The sequence below is a fragment of the Streptomyces sp. NBC_01216 genome (assembly GCF_035994945.1).
Classification (GTDB): domain Bacteria; phylum Actinomycetota; class Actinomycetes; order Streptomycetales; family Streptomycetaceae; genus Streptomyces.
Map to the genome: position 1 here is coordinate 322,375 of NZ_CP108677.1, position 22,834 is coordinate 345,208.

Consider the following 22,834-nt stretch of genomic DNA (forward strand, 5'->3'; position numbering starts at 1 on the left):
CGGCCGGAACGGCTCGGCGGGGGTCCCGGCGGCCCTTTCAAAGGCGGGCCGTCACCGCCGGGGCGATCCGTCCGGCCTTCCCCGGGCCACCGGCATCGTCTCTCCGCTGGTTCAGCTCTCCTCGGGGCAGGGGGAGACGGAGCGTTCGGACCTGGACGAGGGGACGACCCCACGGGTGACCGGGCGCGGCAGCAGAGGCATCTGCATGCCCTGGAAGACGATGTCGTAGACCTGCCCCTCGCGCAGGGTCCCGTACTGTTGTTCGGCCTTCTTCGCCGGTACGTCACCGAGCCGGAAGTCACCTTCGCCGGTGTGGATGACCCAGTCCTCGCCGTCCTGCTCCTTCCCGCACAGGACGGCCGTCACCACACGGATCTCCTCGCGCTTGGCGAACTCGTCGACGAGGAACCAGACGGTGAGAGCCAGCATGGCCACCAGGATCAGGCAGCCCCAGCCGAGACAACCGCAGCCCGAGGACGCCGAAGATCCCCCCGAGGCGGCGATACGATCCGCCGCCTCCTTGTCACGCAGCCGCTCCTCCTCGCGTCGCAGTTCCCGGAAATACTCCTCGGACTCCCCCACATCCCCCTCCTCCGACATGCGCGCGGACCGGCCCCGGGGAGGGTCCGCTTCCGGCCGGGCGCCTCCCGTGGGGAGCCCCCGGTGGTCTCCCGCCACCCCGGGATTCTTCTCGGGGACGACCGCCGTCACACCTGTGGCGGCCGGGCGGACGTCCGTCACGCGCACGGGGACGCCGGTCGCGGCCGACCGGCGCCAGGGCGCGGTCTCCGTCCCCGCCGGCCAGGGAGGAGGCGGCGCTCACATGGCCCCGGGGAGGCCGCCGCCGCGGCCCGGGTGGGCTACGAGCCGTGGCCCGGGTGGGCGAGGGGGGCGATCCTGGGATGTGGGGGCCGGACGCAGGCGTGGGAGGTGGTGCGCGATGAGGCACGGCGGCCTCCGCAAGCCCGAGGGCATCCGGGTCGGCGCGCGGGAACATCGCGCCGCCCCCGGAGCGGCCCGGCCTCGCCGGAACGCGCCGCGTCGACGAGCGGTACCGGCCGCCCCGAGCGGCCGGCGAACGGGAGTCCGGTGCGCCCCCGCGCGACCTCGTGGAGCCACACGACGACGCCGAAGGCGCGACCGGCCGTGTCCACCCCCCAGACGACCTTCCGAGGAGTGACGATGATGGAAACTCCGGGTGCCCATCGGCGGCCCGTGTCGGTGACGGCCACGCTCGACGCGCCGCTGTCCCGCTGGTTGTGGCTGGTCAAGTGGATCCTGGTGATCCCGCACGCGATCGTGCTCTTCTTCCTCTGGATCGCGTTTCTCGTCGTCTCGGTGATCGCGTTCTTCGCCGTCCTCTTCACCGAGCGCTACCCGCGGGGCCTCTTCGACTTCAACCTCGGTGTGCTCCGCTGGTCCTGGCGCGTCTCGTACTACGCGTACGGAGCCCTGGGCACCGACCGGTACCCGCCCTTCAGTCTGGGCGCCGAGCCCGACTATCCGGCCCGGCTCGACATCGTGTACCCGGAACGGCTCTCGCGCTCACTGGTCCTGGTGAAGTGGTGGCTGCTCGCCATCCCTCACTACCTGATCCTCGCCTTCTTCACGGGAGGCATGCGGGGCAACTGGTGGGGCGGCGGCCTGATCACCCTGCTGGCGGTCATCGCGGGCTTCGCCCTGGCGTTCACCGACCGGTATCCGCGTGATCTGTTCGCTCTCGTCGTCGGGCTCAACCGGTGGGTGCTCCGTGTCGTGGCCTACGCCTGCCTGATGACGGACGCCTACCCGCCCTTCCGCCTCGACCAGGGCGATTCGGAGACGAGCGGTGTCTCCGGTGACGCCGGGACCGCATGACAGCGAGGGCGGCCGGTCACGTGCGGGCCCCCGGCCGCCCGTCCCGCCCCTCGGAAGCGACGCTGCGCTGCTCCGCCCGTAGCGTGCTGTCACTGATCGGCTCAGGATGCATGCGGTGACCTCCACTCTTCATCCTGCCGCGCCAGAAAGCGGAACGGCGCCCACGGGCCGACGGCATCCCGGGCCGAGGCCGTCGTGCGGATGCCCGGAAGGTGCCAGGACGCCCCGCTGAGAGCCTGTCGGGCCCTCGGCGCGGACGGGTTCCCCGTCGGCCGTGTGCCCGGCTCGGCCGGGCGGAGGCAGCCCGCTCCCTTCCGCGAGCGGTGTGCCGGACGGCGGACACGGCCGCGTGCCGGTGTCGCCGGGGTCCGTCCCGGGACGTCCTCCGGGTCGTGTTCACCGGGACGACCGGCCGATACTCTTCAGCTCGGCCTCGAGATGCCAGCGGAAACAGGGGTGTTGTTCCTCCCCGCCGATCGGCACCACCTCGCCCGTGCGATCGAGGAACGCCACCAGGGAATCCGCGTCGGTGGCGAACCTCGCCTCCCGCTCACGCACCCGGAACCGGATCAGCACCTGGCCGGGCCGCCCGTTCCCGACCGGCGCGATCCGCACGTCCCCTTCACCGCACGAGCGGTCCACTCCCTCGGCCAGCAGCTCCCTGGCGAAGACCCAGGTCACGGAGGAGTCGTCGGGAAGGGGGATCGTGAGTTGGACCGCCAGCGGGTCGCAACTGTTGTACCGCATACGTACCGTGACGCGACACGGGTGCTCGTCCGGCGGCAGGAAGTCCATGGGGACCTCGGCGTCGACGGTGTCCTGCATAGGGGTTTCCTCTCTGCCTTCTTCGTCTTCGTGAGACCGACGGGCCGGCATACGGCCCGGGGCCGGTCGCCGGTGCGCGCGGTTCACGTGACGAGGCGGCCACGCGACACCGGGGCTGACCGGCCCGTGACCACCGTCCGGGGGGCGGAAGAGGCCGGTATGCGGAATCCGGTGGGGGAAGCCCGGGGCCGGAGGAGGGGCGCCGGATCGGTCCGGTGTGCGGCATGGTCACGTGACGACCAACGAAAGGTGTCCCGCCGTGTCACGGCCGAGTCGGGGAGGCGACGGGCGCGGCGTCCCGTCGCTCCCGGCCTCGGCGGCGGCGCCGTCCGGGAGGCGCTCGGCCCCCGCGCGGGCACGAGCGCCCGTCCCCGGCCCGCCGGCGGAGCTGAGGGGCGACCGTCAGGTGGTCTGCCCGGGGGCCCGGCCAGGCGGAGCGATCGTGTGGCTGGCGATCACTGCCGCCTGGACCCGGCGCTCGACCCCGAGCTTGGTGAAGAGCCGCGAGACGATGTTCTTGACCGTCTTCTCTGCGAGATACAGCCGGCCGCCGATCTCGCGGTTCGTCAGGCCCTCGCTGACCAGGATCAGGATCTCCCTCTCCCGGTCCGTGAGTCCGGGCAGCTTCACGGCCTGGCCACCGGACGGGGTGTCCCCACGCATCCGCGCCATGATGCGGGCGGTGGCACCGGGGTCGAGCATCGACTTGCCCGAGGCGACGGTCCGTACCGCGGTCACCAGATCGGTGCCGCTGATCTGTTTGAGGACGTAGCCGGAGGCACCCGCCATGATCGCGTCCAGCAGCGCCTCCTCGTCGTCGAACGAGGTGAGCATCAGACAGGCCAGATCCGGCATGCGGGAACGCAGTTCACGGCAGACCGAGACGCCGTCCCCGTCCTGGAGCCGGACGTCGAGCACCGCCACCCTGGGGCGCAGTGCCGCCACCCGGACGAGGGCCTGCTCGGCGGTGGCCGCCTCCCCCACGACGCTGATGCCGGGCTCCGCGTCCAACAGGTCGTACACGCCTCGGCGGACGACCTCGTGGTCGTCGAGGAGGAAGACGGTGACGAGCTCCTCCTCGACCGCCGCCGGGCCAGTGTCGGTCATCTCGTACTCCTTCTTCGGGATCGGCCACAGCGGGCGCGCGACGCGCCCATCGTGACGTGTCGTCGATACTCCGGACAGGGCCGATCGGCCCTGCTTCCGGCGGCGGCACGCGACCACCCCACGACGACGGGCCGGGGCAGTGAGCCGGGGCTCGGATGAGGACCGTTCGGCCCTGGTGACACGGAACGGCAGGGGGCACGCTTCTGATCACGGATCGGCTCCCGTCGATTCGTGAACCGGGAACGATCGGAAAGGGGCGCGATATGGCGGTTCGGACAGGCGAGTCGACGCACGGCCCCCGCCCGTCCGTGACGGCTGCCCCTGCCGTGCTGCCGTTGACCCCGAGTCAGTCGCTGTCCCTTCTCCAAACGGTCTCGCTGGGCCGGCTGGTCTTCACCGAGCACGCGCTGCCCGCCGTGCGGCCGGCCGCCCACGTGCTGCGTGGGGAGGACGTGGTCGTCCACATCGACGGCGAGGGGGCTCCGACGGCGCTCACCGCGCCGGACGGGGCGCCCGGAGTCGTCGTGGCGTACCAGACGGACGAGATCGACCCCCTCACCCACCTGGGCTGGAGCGTGGTCGTCACGGGCTATGCCCGCCTCGTGACCGACCTGGAGGAGAAGGCCCTGCTCGGGGCGTCGTCACACGCCCGGGTGGGCCCGCACCCAGGTTCCCTGGTGTGCGTCCGGCCCGATATCGTCCGGGGTTTCCGGCTGGCCGAGCGCGCTCCGCACCAGGGGCGCTGACACCGGCCTCCCTGAGAGCCTGTCGGCCGAAGGCCACCCGGCAGGCAGGCTCCGAGGTGGGCGGAGCCGTGATCCGGGCAGCGTCCCGCACCGCTCAGAAGGTCCCGTCAAGGGCGGGTCCCGACGACGGGATGGGCGCCTGCCAGACCAGTCTGCTGCCGCCTTCGGACAGCCTCTCCAGACGGAAGTCCCCGCCGACGCTCCGGGCCCGTTCGTCGAGATTGGTCAGACCGGACCGCCGGCCCTGTTCCGGGACCCCCACGCCGTTGTCCGCGACGCTCAGCACGACGTCGCCGCCGAGGGTCTCCAAGGTGACGGCGACCCGGGTGGCTCCGGAGTGCCGTGCCGCGTTGCTGAGGAGCTCGTTGAGGGCGGCCACGACGTGGTCGGCGATATGCGCCGGTACGTCGGTGTCCAGCAGCCCCTCCATGCTCAGGCGCGGCGGATGGCCGAGCAGGGTGGCCGCGTCGCCGACCGCCTGCGCGGCGCGGGCCCGCAGCCCCGCGCCGCCTTCCCGGTCCCTCGTCCGCAGCCCGAAGATCGTCGATCGAATGATCTTGATGGTCTCGTCCAGGTCGTCCACGGCGCGTGAAAGCCTCTGCGAGGCGTCCGCGCGGTCCACCAGGCGGGCGGCACTCTGCAGTGTCATTCCGGTCGCGAACAGTCGCTGGATGGCCAGGTCGTGCAGATCGCGGGCGATCCGGTCACGTTCCTCCAGCAGGGCGATCTGTTCGGCGTCACGACGCCGGTCGGCCAGCTCCAAGGCGAGGGCCGCCTGTCCGGCGAAGGCCAGCAGCGGTTCGAGTTCGGCGTCGGTGAACACCGGGTCGCTCGGCCCCCGGGCGAGGAAGAGCACACCTCGGCCGGACGCGTCCTCCGAGCTCAGCGGGACCGCCGCGGCCGGCCCCCACTCCTGCGGGAGCTGCACGTCGGCCGCGCAACGGGGATCCGTCGCGGCCTTGGCGGTGGTGACGGGCGCCCCCGAGGAGTACGCGGCACCGGGCATCGTGCCCTGGACGGGCAGCACGAGTCCCTGCCGCACCTCGTCCCCCCTCCCGGTGGCCGCCTCGACCAGCAGCCCCTCGCCGCCGGGCACGGCGGTGGCGATCTCCGCGGCGGCGGACCCGGTGATGTCCTGTGCCCGGCGGGCGATCAGCTGCAGCACCTCGGCGCGTGGGCTCCCGGACAACAGGTTGCCGGTGATCTCGGCGTTGGCGCGGAGCCAGCGCTGCTGACGCTGGGACCCCTCGTACAGGCGGGCGTTGTCGATGGCCACACCCGCGGCGACCGAGAGGGTACTGATGACCGATTCGTCTTCCGTGTCGAACTCCAGCCCACTCCGCTTGTCGGTCAGATAGAGGTTGCCGAAGACCTCGTCGCGTACGCGGATGGGCACGCCGAGGAAGGTGCGCATCGGCGGGTGGTGTTGCGGGAAGCCGTGCGAGGAGGCATGTGCTCCGAGATCCGCCAGCCGAAGCGGCTCGGGGTGGCGGATCACCTCGCCGAGCAGGCCGTGGCCGGCCGGCAGCGGCCCGATCCGGCCGCTCTCCCGTGCCGTGACGCCCACGGTGAGGAACTGCGACAGGGTCCGGCCATCCGGTCCGATCACACCGAGCGCGCCGTACTCGGCGTCCACCAACAGCGCCGCCGCCTCGACGATGCGGCGGAGCACCTGGGAGAGTTCGAGTTCCCGCCCGACGGAGACGACCGCCTCCAGCAGGCTGTGCACGCGGTCCCGGGTCCCCCGGGCCGCGTCGATCCGGGCCTGGAGCTCGTCGAGCAGCTCGTCCAGCCGCATCCGCGGCATCTGCGACAACAGGTCCCCCACCATGGCCTTATCGACTCCCGTACTTCGTCCGGTCGAAAGACTACCGGCCCGACAGGCCGAGGGAGGCCCGTACTTCACACCCCGTGACCGGTTCACCACGTCTCGTTCCCGCGTGACCGCCGGCCGGAGGCGGGCGAGGACCGCCGGTACGGCCGCGTGCCTGCTCCATCCCGGCCCCCGCCTGACGTAGGGTCAGCCCGGAGGCAGGCCGGCCGGAATCGCGGCCGGGCGGCGACGCACACCCGGGGAGGCGGCATGACCGACAAGAAGGCGGCGCGCCTTCCGCGCTCCGTGTACGAGAAGGAACTGTTGCGCCTGCAGACGGAGTTGGTGAAGCTCCAGGAATGGGTGCGGGCCGAGGGTGCCCGGCTGGTGGTCGTCTTCGAGGGACGCGACGCGGCGGGCAAGGGCGGCACCATCAAGCGGGTCGCGGAGCATCTCAATCCGCGCGTGGCACGCATCGCCGCACTGCCCACACCCACCGAACGACAGCGCACCCAGTGGTACTTCCAGCGGTACGTGGAGCACCTGCCGGCCGCCGGGGAGATCGTGCTCTTCGACCGTTCCTGGTACAACCGCGCCGGCGTCGAGCGCGTCATGGGTTTCTGCGGCACGCAGGAGCACCGGGTCTTCCTGCGTCAGTGCCCGGTCTTCGAACGGATGCTGGTGGAGGACGGGATCCTGCTGCGCAAGTACTGGTTCTCGGTGAGCGACACCGAGCAGCAGGAACGGTTCCGGCGACGGCTCGAGGACCCGCTGCGGCGCTGGAAGCTGTCGCCGATGGACCTGGAGTCGATCACGCGCTGGGAGGCGTACTCACGCGCCAAGGACGAGATGCTCGTGCACACCGACATCGCCGAGGCGCCCTGGTACGTCGTCGAGAGCGACGACAAGCGCCGGGCACGGCTGAACATGATCGCTCATCTGCTGGGCTCCGTCGCCTACCACGAGGTACCGCCTCCCGTGCTGGAGCTGCCTGACCGGCCGGCGTCGACCGGCTACGAGCGCCCGCCGCGTGATCTGCAGACCTATGTGCCCGACCACGCGGCGACCCTCTGAACGGCCCCCCGCCGCGGCGGCCGTCGCGGGGCGGGTGCGGCCGGCCGGCGCCGGCCGGCTCGCGTGGGCCGGGGACGCTCACAGCCGGGCGAACCTCTCGATCTGCGCGGCGAACTCCTCCGCGGCCGCGGAGCTGACCGTGGCGTGCGTGCGGCGGACGGTCCGCAGGTAGTCGTCGGTGGTCGGCCGGGCGCGGGTCCCGGTGTCATAGGTCCGCTCGAACATGGCCTGGGAGACGGTGCGGGCCACGTGGGCGATGTCGGCGGGGGTGAATCCCTCACTGGCCTCGACGAGCGCGGGGATGTCGGCCCGCGCACCGCCGCGCGCCAGGTAGCTCTCCCACAGGGCGGCTCGGGCCGCGGGGTCGGGCGGGCCGATCGGCATCACGTAGTCGAAGCGTCCGTGCCGCAGGAACGCCGGGTCGAGAACGGTCACGTTGTTGGTGGCGCAGACGAGCAGCCGGCCGTCGCGGGCCCGGAACCGGACGATCGCCTTGAGGAGTTCGTTGACGACACCGACGGCGGTCGCGTCGGCTCCGATGCGCTCGCCCGCGACTTCCTCGACCTCGTCGATGAAGACCAGGACGTTGGCGAGGCGGCCGGCCTCCTCGAAGCTCCTGCTCAGCCCGGCGGCGAGGCCGTGCTCGGCCGCGAGCCGGGCGGGGAAGAGCTCCAGGAACGGCCATCCGAGGCGCCCTGCGACGGCGTGAGCGAAAGTACTCTTGCCCGTGCCCGGCGGTCCGAACAGCATGACCGCCCGGGGCAGCTCCACTCCGTGCTCGGAGGCCAGCTCCGGCCGGGCCAGCGGCAGCACCAGACGGCGCTCGATGAGACGCTTCTCCCGCTCCATGCCCGCGACCCGGCCCCACAGGGCGGTGGGCGGGAGTTCGGCGCCGATCGCCGAGAGCACGCTGTCCGCCTCCGCCGTGACGGGGGCGCGTTTCTCGAAGAAGACGAGACCGGAGCGCTCCTCGAAGGTGCGGTTGCGGAGCGCGACGACGCCGGTCTCCTCGTCGGGCATGATCGCGTACAGGGTACGTACGCCGGACCCGAAGAGACGCCGCTCCAGTGCGGCGAGGAGCGCGCTGCCGAGTCCCTGACGCCTCCAGGCGGGCGCGATGACGATGCGCAGGATCCAGGCCCGGTCTCCGTCCACCCGGCTCACCACGGCACCCACGACACCGCCCTCGGCGAGGGCGACGACGGCCGGGTGGAGCGCCTGGAGCGCGGCCACGGTGTCGGAGAGCCGGAACAGCGCGGGTTCGCCGGTGGTACCGCTCTCGCCGTCGAGGCGCACGACCTTCTCGAGATCGTCGGCCGTGTAGTCCCTGATCTGCCAGCCTGCCATGATCGTCTCCGCAGCGACGGCCCCTCCCCCATCATCGGCGGGCGGGCGCCGCTTGACGAATCGCGGGCGGGCCCGGACGCGCTCCCCGTGCCGCCCGGTGGGGACGGAACCGCGGGAGCGGGCGCGCCCGAGGCGGCGGCCCCGGAAGGGACCGGGGGGCGCGGAAGCCGTGCGTCAGCGGGATGCCAGCGAGGTGTCAGCGGGAGACCTGCCGGGCGGTGAGCGCGGGCCGCTGGAATGGTGCCCTACCCACCACGGCGGTGACGGCCGGCCACGGCGGTCACCCTGAATCCCCGGAGGCACCATGAGCAAGGACCTGAGCACCCTCGCGGACGAGATCCTCGAGCTCGAGGCCGAGACCTTCGAGATCTCCGACTACTCGGACGCCAGCGAGGTCGTGCTGGCCGGCTGCACCAGCACCAGCTCCACGTCGACGTCGAGCTCCACCTGCAGCACCACCTCCTGCTCCGCCTGACCCGACGTCCGGCGAACCGGAGCCCGGTCGTGCCCGTCTCCCTTCCTGAGGCGCGCGCGAACCGGGCTCTTCCGCTGTCCGGGGACGGGGCGCGCGTCCGGGAGACCGGCGCTCCGGCCGGAAGGACCCGCGGCGCCCGGCGGGATCGCGGCGACGGACGCGGCGGACACGCCGTGGGCCATGGTCCCGTGGCACGACGCCATGGGTGGGCGGAGAGGTGCCGGCCGAGGTCGAGCCTCCAGCATCTCATAGGCTCTTGGCTCGAACTCCCTTGGTTTTATTGCGTGTTGAAGTATCGATGATGAACGGTCCCGCCGTCCGCAAGCGTTTCGCGACACCTCTTGACCACCCGATCTACGCCAGTAGAAACTCACCACTGCCACACGACCGGATCCATCGCGGGTGACGCCTTCACACCGTCCGTCACGTGGGCACCAGAGGGGAGGCCAGGGGCTTGTGCGAGCCGTACCGGTCCCGGCAGGGGACCTCACGGCGACAGGACGCCGTGTTCCCGGAGGTGCCGTGGGTGTGCCGGTCCGGCAGGTGTTCGACGGTCTACGGGAGAACTCCGTGCGCTTTCAGTTACTCGGCCCGCTCAGCATCACCGACGGGCACGACGTGGTCGTCCTTCCGCCGGCCAAACCGACGTCGCTCCTCGCGGCACTGTTGATCCGCCCCGGGGAAGTGGTCCCGACCGCGCGTCTCCGGCGGGCCGTGTGGGGGGAGGAACAGCCGGCGACGGCGAAGGCGGCCCTGCAGAGCTGCGTCCTACGGCTGCGCCGCCTCTTCGCCAAGTACGACATCGAGGAGCAGGCCGTGGTGGCGGTCGCCGGCGGCTACCGCCTGCCGGCCGACGGCGACACCCTGGATCTGCTGCACTTCCGCCGCCTGGTGTCCGAGGCGGACGGTGCCGGGGATTCCGAACTGCCCCTGCTGCGGACGGCGCTCGGCCTGTGGAGGGGCCCACTCCTCGCCAACGTGCCTTCCGAGCTCCTGCACCGCGACGAGGTGCCGCGGCTCGACGAGGAACGCCTGCGTGTCCTGGAGCGTGTCTGCCGGATCCAGCTGGACCGGGGACTGTGCGGCGAGGCCCTGGTGGACCTGTGGGAAGCCACCCGGACCCATCCCCAGCACGAAGGGCTGGCCGCCCAGCTGATGCGGGCGTTGTACCGGGTGGGACGGCAGATCGAGGCGCTCGGCGAGTACCGGAGGATCAGGGCGCACCTCAGGGACGAACTCGGTGTCGACCCCGGCGCGGAACTGCAGAACCTGGAGCTGTCCATCCTGCGCGGCGACGAGCCGCTCGGCCCGTCCTTCGAGGCCACGTCCCTCGCGCCGCCGCGGCGGCCGGCCCCCGCCGCGGGTGACGGGCCGGTCTCCCCGCTCGCCGCGGCGCCCGGGGGGACCGGCGCGGCCGTGCCCGACATGTCCGAGGGCGGCCGGCCCGCTCCGGACTCCTGCCGGCCGGGGACCCGGCTGCCCCACGTCCCCGGCTTCACCGGGCGTGAGCGCGAGACCGCCGAGCTGGTGGACCGGCTGAGCGGCGGCGGCCGGCGGGACGGGGGTGCGGGCGGCGCGCCCGTGATCGCGGTGCTCTCCGGCGGACCCGGCATGGGCAAGACCGCCCTGGCCCTGCACGCCGCACGGCTGGTGGCGGACCGGTTCCCCGCGGGCGGCGTGCTGGTGCCGCTGACCGGAACCGATGGTGTACCGCGGCCGGTCGACGAGGCCGCCGCCGCACTGCGGTCCTCCCTCCCCTCCGGCGCTTCCCCCGAGTCGTGCCTGGCGATACTCGACGACGTCGTGCACCCGGACCAGGTACGGGGGCTGCTCGACGTCACGGGCTGCGGGGCGGCCGTCGTCACCAGCCGCATGGGGCTGGCCGCCCTGGTGGCGACGCACGGGCCGTCGGTGACACGGCTCGGAGCCCTGTCACCGACGGAGTCCCGCGCGCTCCTCACCGGCGTCCTGGGCCGGGAGCGGGTGGACGCCGAGACCGAGGCCGTGCGCAGCCTCACGGACACGTGCGGGCACGTCCCGCTGGCCCTGCGCATCGTGGCGGCCCGGCTGCTGACGCGACCGAAGCTGCGCCTGGCGGACTACGCCGCATGGCTCCGGCGCGACCCGGCGGCTCCGCTGATGCTGCCCGACGACCCCCGGATGTCCGTCCCGCTGGCCCTCGACGGAGCCCTGGACCGGCTGCCCGACCCCTTGCCCAGCGCCCACCTGCGCCTGGCGCGGCTGGACGGACAGTTCACCGCTCCGGCCGCGGCCGCCGTCCTGGCCGTCCCCGAGACCCATGCCTGGGACCTGCTCGCACGGCTGCTCGACACCGGACTCCTCGACGAGGAACAGCCCGGGACGTTCCGCATGAACACCCTCATCCGCGCGCACGCGTTGCGCCGGTCGGCCCGGACCGGCGGTCTCCCGCAGGCCGTCGTCGCCGCGGCCCGGCGCGCGCTTCCGTCCGGGGCGCCCTGACGGCCCTGGCATGACGCGAAAGAACAAAGAACACGGTCCGGCCGGCGTAGGCGCCCGGACCCCCTCCTTCCCGAACCGTTCAGACCCGAGAGGCCGACAGGCCCCGAACCGGAGGTGCGACCCCCGCATGCCCACGACGCCGTACGAGGAGACCGCGGGCACCCGGCCGAGGGTGCGCCGCGACGTGCTGTTCACCAGGACGCCCCAGGGCGTGATCTTCCACAACGCCGAGGGCGGCTTCCAGCTCAGCTCCCCTTCCGCCTACCGGTTCGCCACCCTGCTCGTCCCCCACCTGGACGGGAGCCGCACCGTGGCGGAGATCTGCGAGGGCTTCAAGGACCCGCAGAGGGCCATGGTGGGCGGCCTGGTCAAGGCGCTGTACGCCCGCGGATTCGCCCGGCCGGTCCCGGACCCCTCCGTGCCGGGTCCGGGACCGGCCGTGGAGCCCGCGGTCGCCGCCCGCTTCGCGCAGCAGATCGCCTACATCGACCACTACGCCGACGACGCCGCGTCCCGGTTCGCCGCGTTCCGCGGGACCCGCGTCGCCGTACTCGGCGACGGTCCGGTGGCCGGCCGGTGCGCGCTCTCCCTGATCCGCAACGGGTGCGCCCACGTCGGTGTGACGACCGCGTCGGCCGAAGGCCCCTCCGCCGCGGCGGAGTTCGGTGCGCTGCGGTCCGAGGCCGCGGAGCTCCGCGCGCAGGGCAGTCCGGCCGAGGTGACGACACTGCCCGGCGCCGGGCCCGGCGGGACGGGCGACTGGAGCCGGTACGAGGGGTACGACGTGGTGGTCGCCGCCTGTGGCCGGGACGCGTTCGGGACGGCGACGGCCCTGCTCGGCCGGGGAGTGCCGGAAGGCCGTCTGCTGCTCCCCGCCTGGACCTTCGGTGGCCGGGCGGTGGTCGGCCCGGTCGGCACCCCACGGTCCGTCGGGTGCGCCGCCTGCGCGGCGCTGCGCCTCGGCGCGAACGGTGACGCGGCGGAAGCGGCGGAGCTCTGGAGCGGCCTGGCACTGGGGACCGGCACCGGGACGGAGCCGCGCGGACCGCTCGCCGCGATCCTCGGTAATCTGCTCGGCTTCGAGGTGTTCCGGCTGGTCACCCAGGTGCTGCCGGCCGAGTCCTCGGGGCAGGTGCTGATCCAGGACATGGCGTCCTTCGACGTCCTGGCCGAGCGGCTGCTGCCGCATCCGCGCTGCCCGCACTGCCGGACCCGGCCGGTCCCGCCTGAGCCGGTCGACCTGACCGCGGCCCCCGAGCGGCCCGCGTTCCGGCCGGTCGTCGCCGCGCCGCCGGAGGACGGTGCCACCGAGGGGCCGCTCGCCGAGCTCGACCGCCGGTCGCTCGCGGTCCGCCCGTCGGTCGGCGTCTTCACCCGGTACGCGGACGAGCCGGTCACCCAGACGCCGCTGAAGGTCGGCGCCGTGGAGGTCGGTCTGGGCGCGGCCGGGACCCGGACCATCGCCGCCTTCGACGTCCAGCACACCGCTGGTGCCCGCCTGCGTGCCCTGAACGCCGCCGCCGAGGTGTACGCCGAGTACGTGGTGCCGGGACTCCTCCCCCTGGACGGCTCCCCCTCGGCGGGCCGGCCGGACGCGGCGCCCCGGGTGTCGCCGGAGACGCTGGTCACCGCCACCGGGGCCGGGGGTGATCCGGTCGTCTCCTGGGTCCCGGCCGTGTCGCTGCTGACCAAGGAACCCGCGCGGGTACCGGCGGGCGCCGTGCGGCCGTTCGGCCCGGACAACCGGGACCGCCTGTTCGAACCGTCCCGTGCCGGCGCCGGTGCGGGCGGCGGACTGCCGGAGGCGGCGGCGGCCGGTCTGCTGTCCGCCGTCGCCTACGACGCGCTGCGCCGGTCCGTGCGGGGTACGGGACGCGTCACGGTACTCTCCCCGGCTCAGCTCGAGGGCGACCCCGAGGCGGGATTCCTGCTTCGGGCCGCCGGGCACATGGAGCGTGACGTCGAGCTTCTCGACCTCGGTGAGGCCGAGCGCACCGGGGTGTCCGTGGTGCTCGCCAGGACCCGGCCCACGGAGCCGGGTGAGCCGGTCCGCTGGGCGGCCGGCGCCGCCCTGGACCGGTCGGCGGCGGCCGTCGACGCGCTGCGCGACCTGCTCGGCACGGTCCAGCTCGCCGCGGAGGGGGTCCTGGGCGTGCCCGACACCGGCGGCCCGCTGCTGGCCGACCTCGACGCGGCGCTGGTAGCGGTCACGGCTCCGGGCGACGCCGTCGGCCCCGGTCCCCACCGGACCGCCGTGACCTGGGCGGATGTGCTGGGGAGGCTGGCCGCCTCCGGGCGGGACGCCCTGGTGGTGCCGACGCACGCCGCCGACCTGCCAGGCGCGGGGATCCACACCGTCCGGGTGCTGCTCACGAAGGCGGCCGACGATGACCGCTGACCTCGCCGAGGCCACCGCCGCGGGAGCCGAGGAGGTGCGGAGCGCGTCATGCCGCCACTTCGCGCAGGACCTGCGCCGGGCGCTGGCGGAGCTGCCCGGAGACCCGGACCTCCGGGTTCCCGACGTGTCGGTCTCCGCCCTGGGCGTGCGGGACGCCTTCGTCGCGCCCGCCCGTACCCCGCACGCCGCTCTGCCGGTGCATCTCTACGGCCGGCAGGTGATCGTCGGTCCCTGGCCGCGGAAGGGACGGGCCGGCTGCGGTGACTGTCTGCGCCGCCGCTGGCAGGGGGTGCGCTCGGTCGGCCTGCGGGAGGGTCTCGAACTGGGCGGTGACACCCGGGAGGCGGGGCCCTGGCCCTTCCGGGTGCCGTTCGCCGCGGAGCACGTCGCCGCGCTGATCGCCCGGCTCGCCGCCTCGCACCGGGAGGATCGGGGCCCGTTCCCCGAGGTGTGGCTGATCGATCTGGAGCGGCTGACCGTCCGTCGTCATCCGCTGGTGCCGGAGCCGGACTGCCCCGGCTGCGGGACGCCGGAACCGGTGACCGCCGAGTCGGCCGCCGTCGTCCTGCGGCCCGCGCCGAAGTACCGTACGGGCGTCGGAAGGGTGCGGCCGGTGGACGCGTACGACCTGCCGGTGGACGCGTTCGCCAATCCTCACTGGGGTGCCGTCGGACCCTCGGTGGTGTGCGACGTCACCTCGCCGACCACCTCGGCGACGGTCGGATGCTTCTCCAGCCGTTCGGGCGACTACCTGCGCGAGACGTTCTGGGGCGGTCACGCCGACACCTACCACGTGAGCACCCGGATCGGAATCCTCGAGGGGCTCGAGCGTTTCGCCGGGACGCGGGCCCGGGGCCGCGCCGTCACCCTCACCGCCTGCCTGGACGACCTCGGTCCGCGCGCCGTCGACCCGCGCGAGACCGGCCTCTACACGGACGCGTTCCACCGCGCCCACCCCTGGGTGCCTCCGTTCGCTCCGGACCGTCCGATCCCCTGGGTCTGGGGATGGTCGCTGCGCGACGCGGCCCCGCGTCCCGTCCCGGAGGTCCTCGCCTTCTACCACAAGCCCGGGATCGCGCACCGGTTCGTCCAGGAGAGCTCCAACGGCTGCGCCTCCGGGGGAAGTCCGGAGGAGGCCGTGCTCAGCGGCCTGATGGAGGTCCTGGAAAGGGACGCCTTCCTGCTGGCCTGGCACGGCATGCAGCCGCTGAGCGAGATCGACCCGGCGACCAGCGCCGACCCGCGCACGCGGGTCATGGTGGACCGGATGGCCATGTACGGCTACCGGGCCAGGTTCTTCGACACCCGGATCTCCTTCCCGGTTCCCGTGGTCACCGGGGTCGCCGAGCGTCTCGACGGCGGGCCCGCGCGGATGTGCTTCGGGGCCGGGGCGGCCCTCGACCCGGAGGCCGCGCTCGCCGCGGCACTGTGCGAGATCGCCACCGACTCCGTCCAGCTCCTCCAGCGGTTCCGGCGCGACGAGGCCGGGTACCGTGCCATGGCCGGGGACTTCACGAAGATCACGAGCCTGCACGACCATCCCCTGGTCTACGCGGTACCGGAGATGGGCCGCCACGCCGACTTCCTGCTCCGTCGGCCCGCTCCTCCCGAGCCACTGCGCGTGGCCGATCTGCGATGGCCCCGGGCGGACGGCTCAGGTCCGGACGTGCGGGAGGACCTGCTCGCCGCGGTGGAAGCCGTGACGGGCGCCGGGTTCGACGTGGTCGTCGTCGACCAGACCCTCCCCGAGCAGCGCGCTCTCGGTCTGTGCACCGTGAAGGTGCTGGTCCCCGGCCTGCTGCCGCTCGACTTCGGCTGGACACGGCAGCGTGCCCGGCACATGCCGCGTACCCGGACCGCGCTGCGCGAGGCGGGGCTGCGGCCGGACGACCTGGCCGACACCGACCTCAACCCCGGCCCGCACCCGTTCCCGTGACCGGCCGTCCGCACCCGGCGCGAGCGCGCCGAGAACCCAGGAAAGGGGGATCCCGTGGGGTACGCCCATGAGTACGCGCAAGCCGTACTGCACCGCGGCCGCGTCCCGATGGAGCCCACCGACCACGTCGTCGACTGGGCCGACGGCCCGCGCAAGACCAAGTTCTACCCGGACGCCGAGCCGTTCGCCCTGCCCGACACCGAGGACCTCGCCGACGTCCCGGTCGGTCCGGGCCTGCTGCCCGACGCCGGCGCGGGCGGACGGGGCGCCGGCGGACCGGCCGGGTTCGGGCTCCCGCTGCTGGCGGCGATGCTCAAGGACTCCTACGGACTGACCGGGCGCCGCCTCGGCATCCAGGCCAACACCGACCTGGCCGGACTGCCCTTCCACACGCACGCGAACTGGTCCCGCGGCACCGCGGGCGGAGGCGGACTCTACCCGGTGGGCATCCACTGGGCTTCCGGCCCGTCAGGCCCCCTGCTGCCGGGCCTGCACCACTACGACGTCCAACGGCACGCCCTGCAGCGCCTGCTGGCCGGTGACGTCACGGACCGGGTGCGCGAGGCGCTGGGACCGGACGCGCCCCGGGAGGCGCTGGACACCGACCAGTACCTGATCCTCGGCGTCAAGTACTGGCAGAACTCCTTCAAGTACAACAGCTTCTCGTACCACGTGGTCTCCACCGACCTCGGAACGCTCGTGCAGAGCTGGCGGATCTGGGCGGCCGCGCGCGGCCTTCGGCTCGCGCCGCTGCTGTGGTTCGACGAGCCGCTCCTGAACGAACTGCTCGGCATGGCGGACGGGGAGGAGACGGTGTTCGCCGTCGTCCCGCTGCGCTGGGACGGGGCCGCGCCGGCTCAGGACGCCCCGCGCGCGGACCCGCGCCACCGGCCCGCCGTGCGGCACCGGGACGCGGAACGCTCCCGCACCCTGCTGGACTTCACCGCGCTGCGCGCGATGCACGCGGCGACGCTGGACGGCGCGGCCGACCGGCCGTCGCCCGGCGCGCTGGCCACCGCGGCGGCCCGGACCGACGGTGACGACGACGGCGGCGGTGTCCGGGTGGCGCTGCCCGCGCCCGCCTTCCCCGGCACGGGTGTCCGCCGGGCCCTGCGTGAACGCCGTTCCAGCTTCGGGAGGTTCGACGCCCGGCGCCGGACCTCCGCCGAGCACCTGTCGGCGGTCCTGGCGGCCGGCGCCCGGACCCGGCTGGCCGACGACACCGACCCCTCCGGCGACAACCGGCTCGCCCGGCTGTACGCCTTCGTCAACCACGTCGACGGCGTGCCGCAGGGCGCGTACGCGTACCTCCCCGACCGGGACGAACTACGCCTGGTCGCCGCCGGCGCGCAGGGCTCGTTCCTCCAGGAGAACTACTTCCTGGCCAACTACAACCTGGAGCAGGCGGGAGCGGTCCTGGTACCCACGGTGCGGACCACCGCCGTCCTGGACGCCGTCGGCGACCGCGGGTACCGGCTCGCCGTCGGCACCGCCGGAGCCGTCGCCCAGAGCTTCTACCTGGCTGCCTCCGCCCTGGGCCTGGGGGCCGGGGTCGCGCTGGGATTCGACAACGTCTCGTTCGTCGAACGGCTCGGGCTGACGGGCGGCGACGAGGCGCCGCTGCTCGTCATGGCCCTCGGTCACGAACGGCCCGACCCCGCCGACTTCCGCTACGACATCGCCTGACGGCCAGAGGAATCCCATGACACCCACAGAGTCAGGCGCCACCGGCACCGGCCCGGGCGCCACCGCGGAGACCGGGACCCACTGGGAGCCCGGCGGACGCTTCGTCCTGCGCGCGGCCGGTCTGCCCATCGAGACCACGCACGCGCTGCGCTGCCCCGGCGTCCGCCGCTGGGCCGACGCGGTGCTGGACGAGGAGGAACGCCTCACCGCGGCCGGCGCGGACCTCAGCGAACTGCTGCACACGCTGGTCAAGTCGACCCTCGGCGACGAGGCGGGCCCCGAGGACGCCGCCGTCCGCCGCGGTCTGCTCGCCCTGCGGCGGCAGATCTTCAACAACCGTCTGCCGGCGGAGCCCGGGAACGCGGTGCGCCTGGTGACGGAGGCGGACGCGGACACCGGCCGGCACACCGCCCGGTGGCTTCGGGACCGCACGCGTCTCGAGGAACTCCGCGCGACCGGAGCGGACCTGTTCGACCGTGAACTGCGCGCGAGCCGGACCGCGTTGCGGCGTGTTCTGGCCGACGGCCGGCTGCGTCTCGGGCTGCTGCTCGCCTCGCCCGCTCTCGACGGGCGGCTGGACGCCTATCTGCGCGACACCGGCCCACGGCCGGGCAACCGCCTGCGCAAGATCGAGCGTTCCGCGCTCACCTACCTGTACCGCACGGCCTGCAAGACCAGTCCCTTCAGCACGTTCGCCGGCATCGGCCTCGGCACGTTCGAGGGAGACCCGGCGGACGACGGGGCCGAGCTGCGCACCGGAGAGGACTGGGTCGGCCACGTACGGCTGAACGTGGTCGCGCTGGCCCGGCTCACCGAGCTGATCACGGCCGATCCCGGCCGCCGCCAGGATCTGCCGGTGGCCCTGTCCCCCGGCTGGGGGCGCGAAGCCGACCGGATCCGATACGTGCGCCATGTGATGACGGCGGGCGACGACAACGCCTCGGTCACCTTCGACTCGGTCCGCGACCGGCTGTTCTTCCTCCGCAGCAGCGGCACGCTGGAGCGGCTGCTCGAGTGGCTCGACAGCCGCGACGCGCCGGTGCGCCACCGTGACCTGGTGGACTGGCTGGAGAGCGAGCACGACGCCGGACGCGAGGCGTGCGAACGGTACGCGTCGGCTCTGCTGGACCTCGGAATGGTGCGGGCGCCGACGCTCCACACGGACGTGCACGGTCCGGACCCGCTGCGCGCCTACCAGGACGCCCTGCGCTCACTGGGCGTCGCGTGGGCCGACCGGCTGGCGGGACTGCTGGACGGCGCCGCCGTCCGCCTCTCCCGCTACCCGGAGGCCGGCGTCGACGAGCGCCGCGCCCTGCTGGGCGCGCTGCGCGGCCTGCTGCTGGACGCGCAGCGGGAGCTGGGGGCGACCGAGCCGAACCTGCCGCGGACGCTCGTGTACGAGGACGTCGCCGCGGAGGACGACCTGGTGTGCGGGCCCGCCGTGCTGGGCGGCGAGACCGGCAGGGCGCTGCGGGCCGTGGAGGGCGTGCTGCCGCTGTTCGACCTGACGCTCCCCCAGCGGATCACCCTGCTCGGCTTCTTCCTCGCCCGGTACGGCCGGGGCGGGCGCTGCGACGACCTGCTCGGCCTGGTCCACGACTTCCACGAGGACTTCTTCGACCAGTACGTGTCCTTCACGTCCCGGCGCGTCCCCTTCGACGAGCAGGGCACCTACCGCCCAGAGGAGAACTGGCTCGGGCAGGAGGAGATGACGGCCCTCGACCGGGCCCGGTGCCGCTTCCACGCGGGGATGCGCGCCCTGTGGCAGAGCGGCGGGGAGGATGCCGAGATCGAGCTTCCGGCGGCACTGCTGTCCGGCACGGCCGAGGAACTCGCCCCGATCACCCACCACTTCACCCCGCAGAGCCATCACGTCCAGTTGTCCCGGCCGGACGGCGGGCGACCGCTGGTCGTCCTCAACAAGTCCTACGGTGGACTGGCGTTCCCCTTCAGCAGGTTCACCCACCTCTTCGACGGCACACCGGACGCGGATTCACCGGCACCCGGCCTGTCCCGCCTCCTGCGCGCGGAGACAGCGGCCCGCGCTCCGGCCGACGCGGTGTTCGCGGAGGTCACCGGGGGCCCGGTCACCAGCAACCTGAACCTGCACGGCCGACTGACGGATCACCAGATCGTCTGTCCGGGAGAGAGCAGCACCGTGCCCGAGGAGGCGCGCATCCACCTCGACGACCTCTCCGTCGAGCACGACGAGACGGCGGACCGTCTCGTGCTGCGCTCCCGGCGCCTGGGCCGCGAGGTGGTGCCGGTCTACCTGGGCTACCTCGTCCCGATCGCCCTTCCCGAGATCCCCCGCACGCTGCTCCTGCTGTCCCCCAGCACCATGGCCCCCTTCGACGTCTGGGCGGGCGTCCCGGAGGGCGAGGCGCGGGACGGCGTCACCCGCAGGCCCCGGGTCCGGCACGGGAACGTGGTGGTCAGCAGGCGCAGCTGGACGGCGGACGCGGCCGTCCTGCCCGTCCGCGGCCCCGGAGCCGGGGAGGTGGAGCACTATCTGGGCTGGGTACGGTGGCGGCGCGCCCACCGTCTGCCCGACCGGTGTTTCGCCACGGTCTCCCACCCGGGCCGGGGCCCGGTCGGGGCCAAGCCCGTGCACGTCGACTTCGACAGCCCGCTGTCCCTGGCCGCGTTCGACGCCCTGGTGGAACGCGAGCCCGGCACCCGGGTGACCTTCCGGGAGATGCTCCCCGCCGAGGACGGGCTCCACCTGTCCTCGCGTCGCGGCCGGCACGTGGCCGAACTCGCCGTGGAGACCTTCACCACCCGCCGTCCGCCGCAGCCTCGCCCGGAGGTAACACCGTGATGCCCGAGATGACCGAGCCCGCGTCGTTCCGGCCGGACCCCGGGGGCACCGGGCCGTCGCCCTGGCTGGCGCTGCACGTCTTCTACGCGGCCAGTCCCCGTCCACTGCTGGTCGAGTGCGTCCGCCCGCTGGTCGACCGGCTCACCGAGGAGGGCCTGCTGGCCGGCCACTTCTTCATCAACTACTGGCTGGAAGGGCCGCACGTGCGTCTGCGGCTGCGCCCGAGCGGACCGGACGCCGAGGCCGAGGTCAGCCGACGGGCCGAGGAGGCGGTGCGGCGCTTCCTGCGGACCCGGCCCGCGCTCTACCAGGTCGACTCGGGATTCCTGAAGGACTTCTACGACTCCCTCTTCGACATCGAGTTCCCGGGCGAGGACCGGGCGGCGTACCTCGGCGCCGACGGACGGATGAACCTCAGACCGAACAACTCCTTCTCCTACGAGGTCTACGCGCCCGAGTACGCCAAGTACGGCGGCCCGGCCGGGGTGGACCTCGCCGAATGGCACTTCCGGCACTCCAGCGACCTCGTCCTGGAGGCGTACCGGAGCATGAACCTGCACCTGCGGACGGTTCTGCTGGGGACCTCCGCCCAGCTGATGATGGTGATGGCCGGTTGCTTCCTCCCCGAGGAGGAACGGCTCGCGGACTACCTCGACTCCTACTACGCCTTCTGGCACCGGCTGTTCCCGGGGACCGGCTTCATCGGGTCGACCGAGTACGAGCGTGCCTACGAGCGGATGGCGCCCACGCTGGGCGCCCGGTTCGCACGGATCCGGCAGAGCATGGCGAGCGGCGAGCTGCACCGGCTCCCGGCGTTCCTGCGGCACTGGGCGGAGCACTGCCTGGAGCTGCGTGCCCGGGTGGTGGACCTCACCGGCCGCGGCATGCTCGCGTTTCCCGCGTGGGACGGTCCGGCCCGAGAGGACACCGGGCAGGTGCGTTCCGAGGAGCGTGACGCGGCTCCGCTGGTGACCGTCACCCATGCGCCGGCGGTGCTGCCCCGCCTGCTGTCGCCGTACATGCACATGACCAACAACCGGTTGCACGTGACGATCCGGGACGAGGCGTACCTGTCCTACGTCCTGGGGAGGGTCCTGCGCGAGCAGACCGCCACCCGGCGGGACCTCGCGTGAGCGCCACCGACCGCTCCGCCGCCGTCCGCGCGTACCGGCCCGCGCTGCGGCCGGGTGTGCTGATCGGCCCACCGCTGCTGCGCGGCCCGCGCACCGTGCACCTGATCAAGCATCCGGTCAGCGGTGCCGCCTTCGAGGTCGGCCCCAAGGAGCACTTCGTCATCAGCCGGCTCGACGGAACCCGCACCGTCGACGACGTCGTGGCCGCGTACGCGGACCGGTTCCGCCGCAGGCTCCCGGAGGAGCAGTGGACCCGACTGCTCGGCCTGCTCGGCGCCCGGGGGCTGCTGGCGGGCTCCCCTGATCCCGCCCCGCCCGAGCCGCCCCCGGCGCGCACCGGCACCTTCTGGAAGGGCAGCCGACGGACCGTCGGCGACGCGCACGCGACGACCGGACGCCTCCACCGGCTGCTGCGTCCACTGCTCCGTCCGTGGGTGCAGCTCCCTCTGGTGGCGGCCGTACTCGTGATGGCCGTCGCGGTGTTCTCGGCTCCCACGGCACTCCTGGACGGGACGCTCGCCCTGTTGACCAGTCCCCTCGCGCTGATCCCGTTCGCGGTGTTCCTGTGGTTCAGCGTCTGCCTCCACGAACTCGCCCACGGGGTCGCCGCCCGGCACTACGGCGGTGTGGTGACCGAGATCGGGCTGCGCTGGCGGTTCCCCGCGATGATGATGTACTGCACGGTCGACAACTACCTGTTCCTGCCGGGACTGCGGGCGAAGCTGGTGGTCGCCGTCGCGGGCGCGTACGTCAACCTGCTGCTCCTGCTGCCCCTCGCGCTCTGGCGGGCGCTCCTGGAGCCGGCCGACCCGGTCCGCGCGCCGCTCGCCGGGATGCTCTTCGTCGGCATGGCGCAGGCACTGAGCAACCTGGTCCCGCTGCCGCCGCTGGACGGGTACCGCATGCTCGGACACGCCCTGGGCGCCGCGCACCTCGCCCCGGAGACCCGGATCTACCTGGCCCTGCGCCGGCAGGGACGGGAGGCCGTCGCCGGCTACCCGCGGCGCGCCCGCCGACTCCACACGTCCTACGCCGTCACCGCGGGGGGCTTCGTGCTGCTCGCGGTGGTCGGCGGCTGCGCCCTCGTGGCCGCCCTGCTGTCCCGATGACCCTCCCGACCCCGAAGGACCACGTC

16 protein-coding genes are annotated in these 22,834 nt (G+C 73.5%); 11 read left to right on the forward strand and 5 right to left on the reverse strand.

Annotated elements, in window-relative coordinates:
- Nucleotides 1–111 precede the first annotated feature (111 nt).
- Complete coding sequence (locus tag OG393_RS01470; protein ID WP_327372667.1) at nt 112–582, reverse strand: hypothetical protein; 471 nt, start codon at nt 580–582, stop codon at nt 112–114.
- A gap of 600 nt (nt 583–1,182) precedes the next feature.
- On the opposite strand from OG393_RS01470, the gene OG393_RS01475 reads away from it, so the two are divergent.
- Complete coding sequence (locus tag OG393_RS01475; RefSeq protein ID WP_327372668.1) at nt 1,183–1,857, forward strand: DUF4389 domain-containing protein; 675 nt, start codon at nt 1,183–1,185, stop codon at nt 1,855–1,857.
- Nucleotides 1,858–2,253: 396 nt separating this feature from the next.
- Here the strand turns inward: OG393_RS01475 and OG393_RS01480 are convergent, their stop codons facing one another.
- Both OG393_RS01480 and OG393_RS01485 read right to left on the reverse strand, forming a co-directional pair.
- Entirely contained in the window at nt 2,254–2,682 is a 429-nt protein-coding gene (locus OG393_RS01480; protein WP_327372669.1) for an SsgA family sporulation/cell division regulator, read from the reverse strand.
- 402 nt (nt 2,683–3,084) lie between these two features.
- Nucleotides 3,085–3,789 carry a response regulator transcription factor gene (locus tag OG393_RS01485; RefSeq protein WP_327372670.1) on the reverse strand — a complete coding sequence of 235 codons (705 nt, stop codon included), beginning with the start codon at nt 3,787–3,789 and terminating at the stop codon, nt 3,085–3,087.
- A 263-nt stretch (nt 3,790–4,052) separates the two neighbouring features.
- On the opposite strand from OG393_RS01485, the gene OG393_RS01490 reads away from it, so the two are divergent.
- The gene (locus OG393_RS01490) at nt 4,053–4,535 is read left to right on the forward strand and encodes a pyridoxamine 5'-phosphate oxidase family protein (protein ID WP_327372671.1); all 483 of its coding nucleotides are present in this window, start codon (nt 4,053–4,055) and stop codon (nt 4,533–4,535) included.
- Between the two features lie 94 nt (nt 4,536–4,629).
- Here the strand turns inward: OG393_RS01490 and OG393_RS01495 are convergent, their stop codons facing one another.
- Entirely contained in the window at nt 4,630–6,366 is a 1,737-nt protein-coding gene (locus tag OG393_RS01495) for a sensor histidine kinase (RefSeq protein WP_327372672.1), read from the reverse strand.
- Between the two features lie 252 nt (nt 6,367–6,618).
- Between OG393_RS01495 and ppk2 the strand changes: the two genes are divergently transcribed.
- Nucleotides 6,619–7,422, forward strand: a complete 804-nt coding sequence (gene ppk2, locus OG393_RS01500) for a polyphosphate kinase 2 (RefSeq protein WP_327372673.1) — start codon at nt 6,619–6,621, stop codon at nt 7,420–7,422.
- 78 nt (nt 7,423–7,500) lie between these two features.
- Here the strand turns inward: ppk2 and OG393_RS01505 are convergent, their stop codons facing one another.
- Nucleotides 7,501–8,769 (reverse strand): ATP-binding protein, encoded by a 1,269-nt coding sequence (locus OG393_RS01505; protein WP_327372674.1) that lies wholly within the window; start codon nt 8,767–8,769, stop codon nt 7,501–7,503.
- A gap of 304 nt (nt 8,770–9,073) precedes the next feature.
- On the opposite strand from OG393_RS01505, the gene OG393_RS01510 reads away from it, so the two are divergent.
- The 8 genes from OG393_RS01510 (at nt 9,074) to OG393_RS01545 (ending at nt 22,808) form a co-directional block, all read left to right on the forward strand.
- Complete coding sequence (locus OG393_RS01510; RefSeq protein ID WP_112471283.1) at nt 9,074–9,244, forward strand: thiazolylpeptide-type bacteriocin; 171 nt, start codon at nt 9,074–9,076, stop codon at nt 9,242–9,244.
- Nucleotides 9,245–9,814: 570 nt separating this feature from the next.
- Nucleotides 9,815–11,725 (forward strand): AfsR/SARP family transcriptional regulator, encoded by a 1,911-nt coding sequence (locus OG393_RS01515; protein ID WP_327372675.1) that lies wholly within the window; start codon nt 9,815–9,817, stop codon nt 11,723–11,725.
- Between the two features lie 127 nt (nt 11,726–11,852).
- Nucleotides 11,853–14,123, forward strand: a complete 2,271-nt coding sequence (locus OG393_RS01520; RefSeq protein ID WP_327372676.1) for a TOMM precursor leader peptide-binding protein — start codon at nt 11,853–11,855, stop codon at nt 14,121–14,123.
- Entirely contained in the window at nt 14,113–16,059 is a 1,947-nt protein-coding gene (locus tag OG393_RS01525) for a TOMM precursor leader peptide-binding protein (protein ID WP_327372677.1), read from the forward strand. The genes OG393_RS01520 and OG393_RS01525 overlap by 11 nt, the downstream gene beginning before the upstream one ends.
- Before the next feature lie 54 nt (nt 16,060–16,113).
- Nucleotides 16,114–17,745, forward strand: a complete 1,632-nt coding sequence (locus OG393_RS01530) for a nitroreductase family protein (protein ID WP_327372678.1) — start codon at nt 16,114–16,116, stop codon at nt 17,743–17,745.
- A 16-nt stretch (nt 17,746–17,761) separates the two neighbouring features.
- On the forward strand, nt 17,762–20,566 hold the full coding sequence (locus tag OG393_RS01535; protein ID WP_327372680.1) for a lantibiotic dehydratase: 2,805 nt from the start codon (nt 17,762–17,764) through the stop codon (nt 20,564–20,566).
- An 8-nt stretch (nt 20,567–20,574) separates the two neighbouring features.
- On the forward strand, nt 20,575–21,699 hold the full coding sequence (locus OG393_RS01540) for a lantibiotic dehydratase C-terminal domain-containing protein (protein WP_327378274.1): 1,125 nt from the start codon (nt 20,575–20,577) through the stop codon (nt 21,697–21,699).
- Nucleotides 21,696–22,808 carry a M50 family metallopeptidase gene (locus tag OG393_RS01545; RefSeq protein ID WP_327372681.1) on the forward strand — a complete coding sequence of 371 codons (1,113 nt, stop codon included), beginning with the start codon at nt 21,696–21,698 and terminating at the stop codon, nt 22,806–22,808. The genes OG393_RS01540 and OG393_RS01545 overlap by 4 nt, the downstream gene beginning before the upstream one ends.
- The last annotated feature ends 26 nt before the right edge of the window (nt 22,809–22,834 follow it).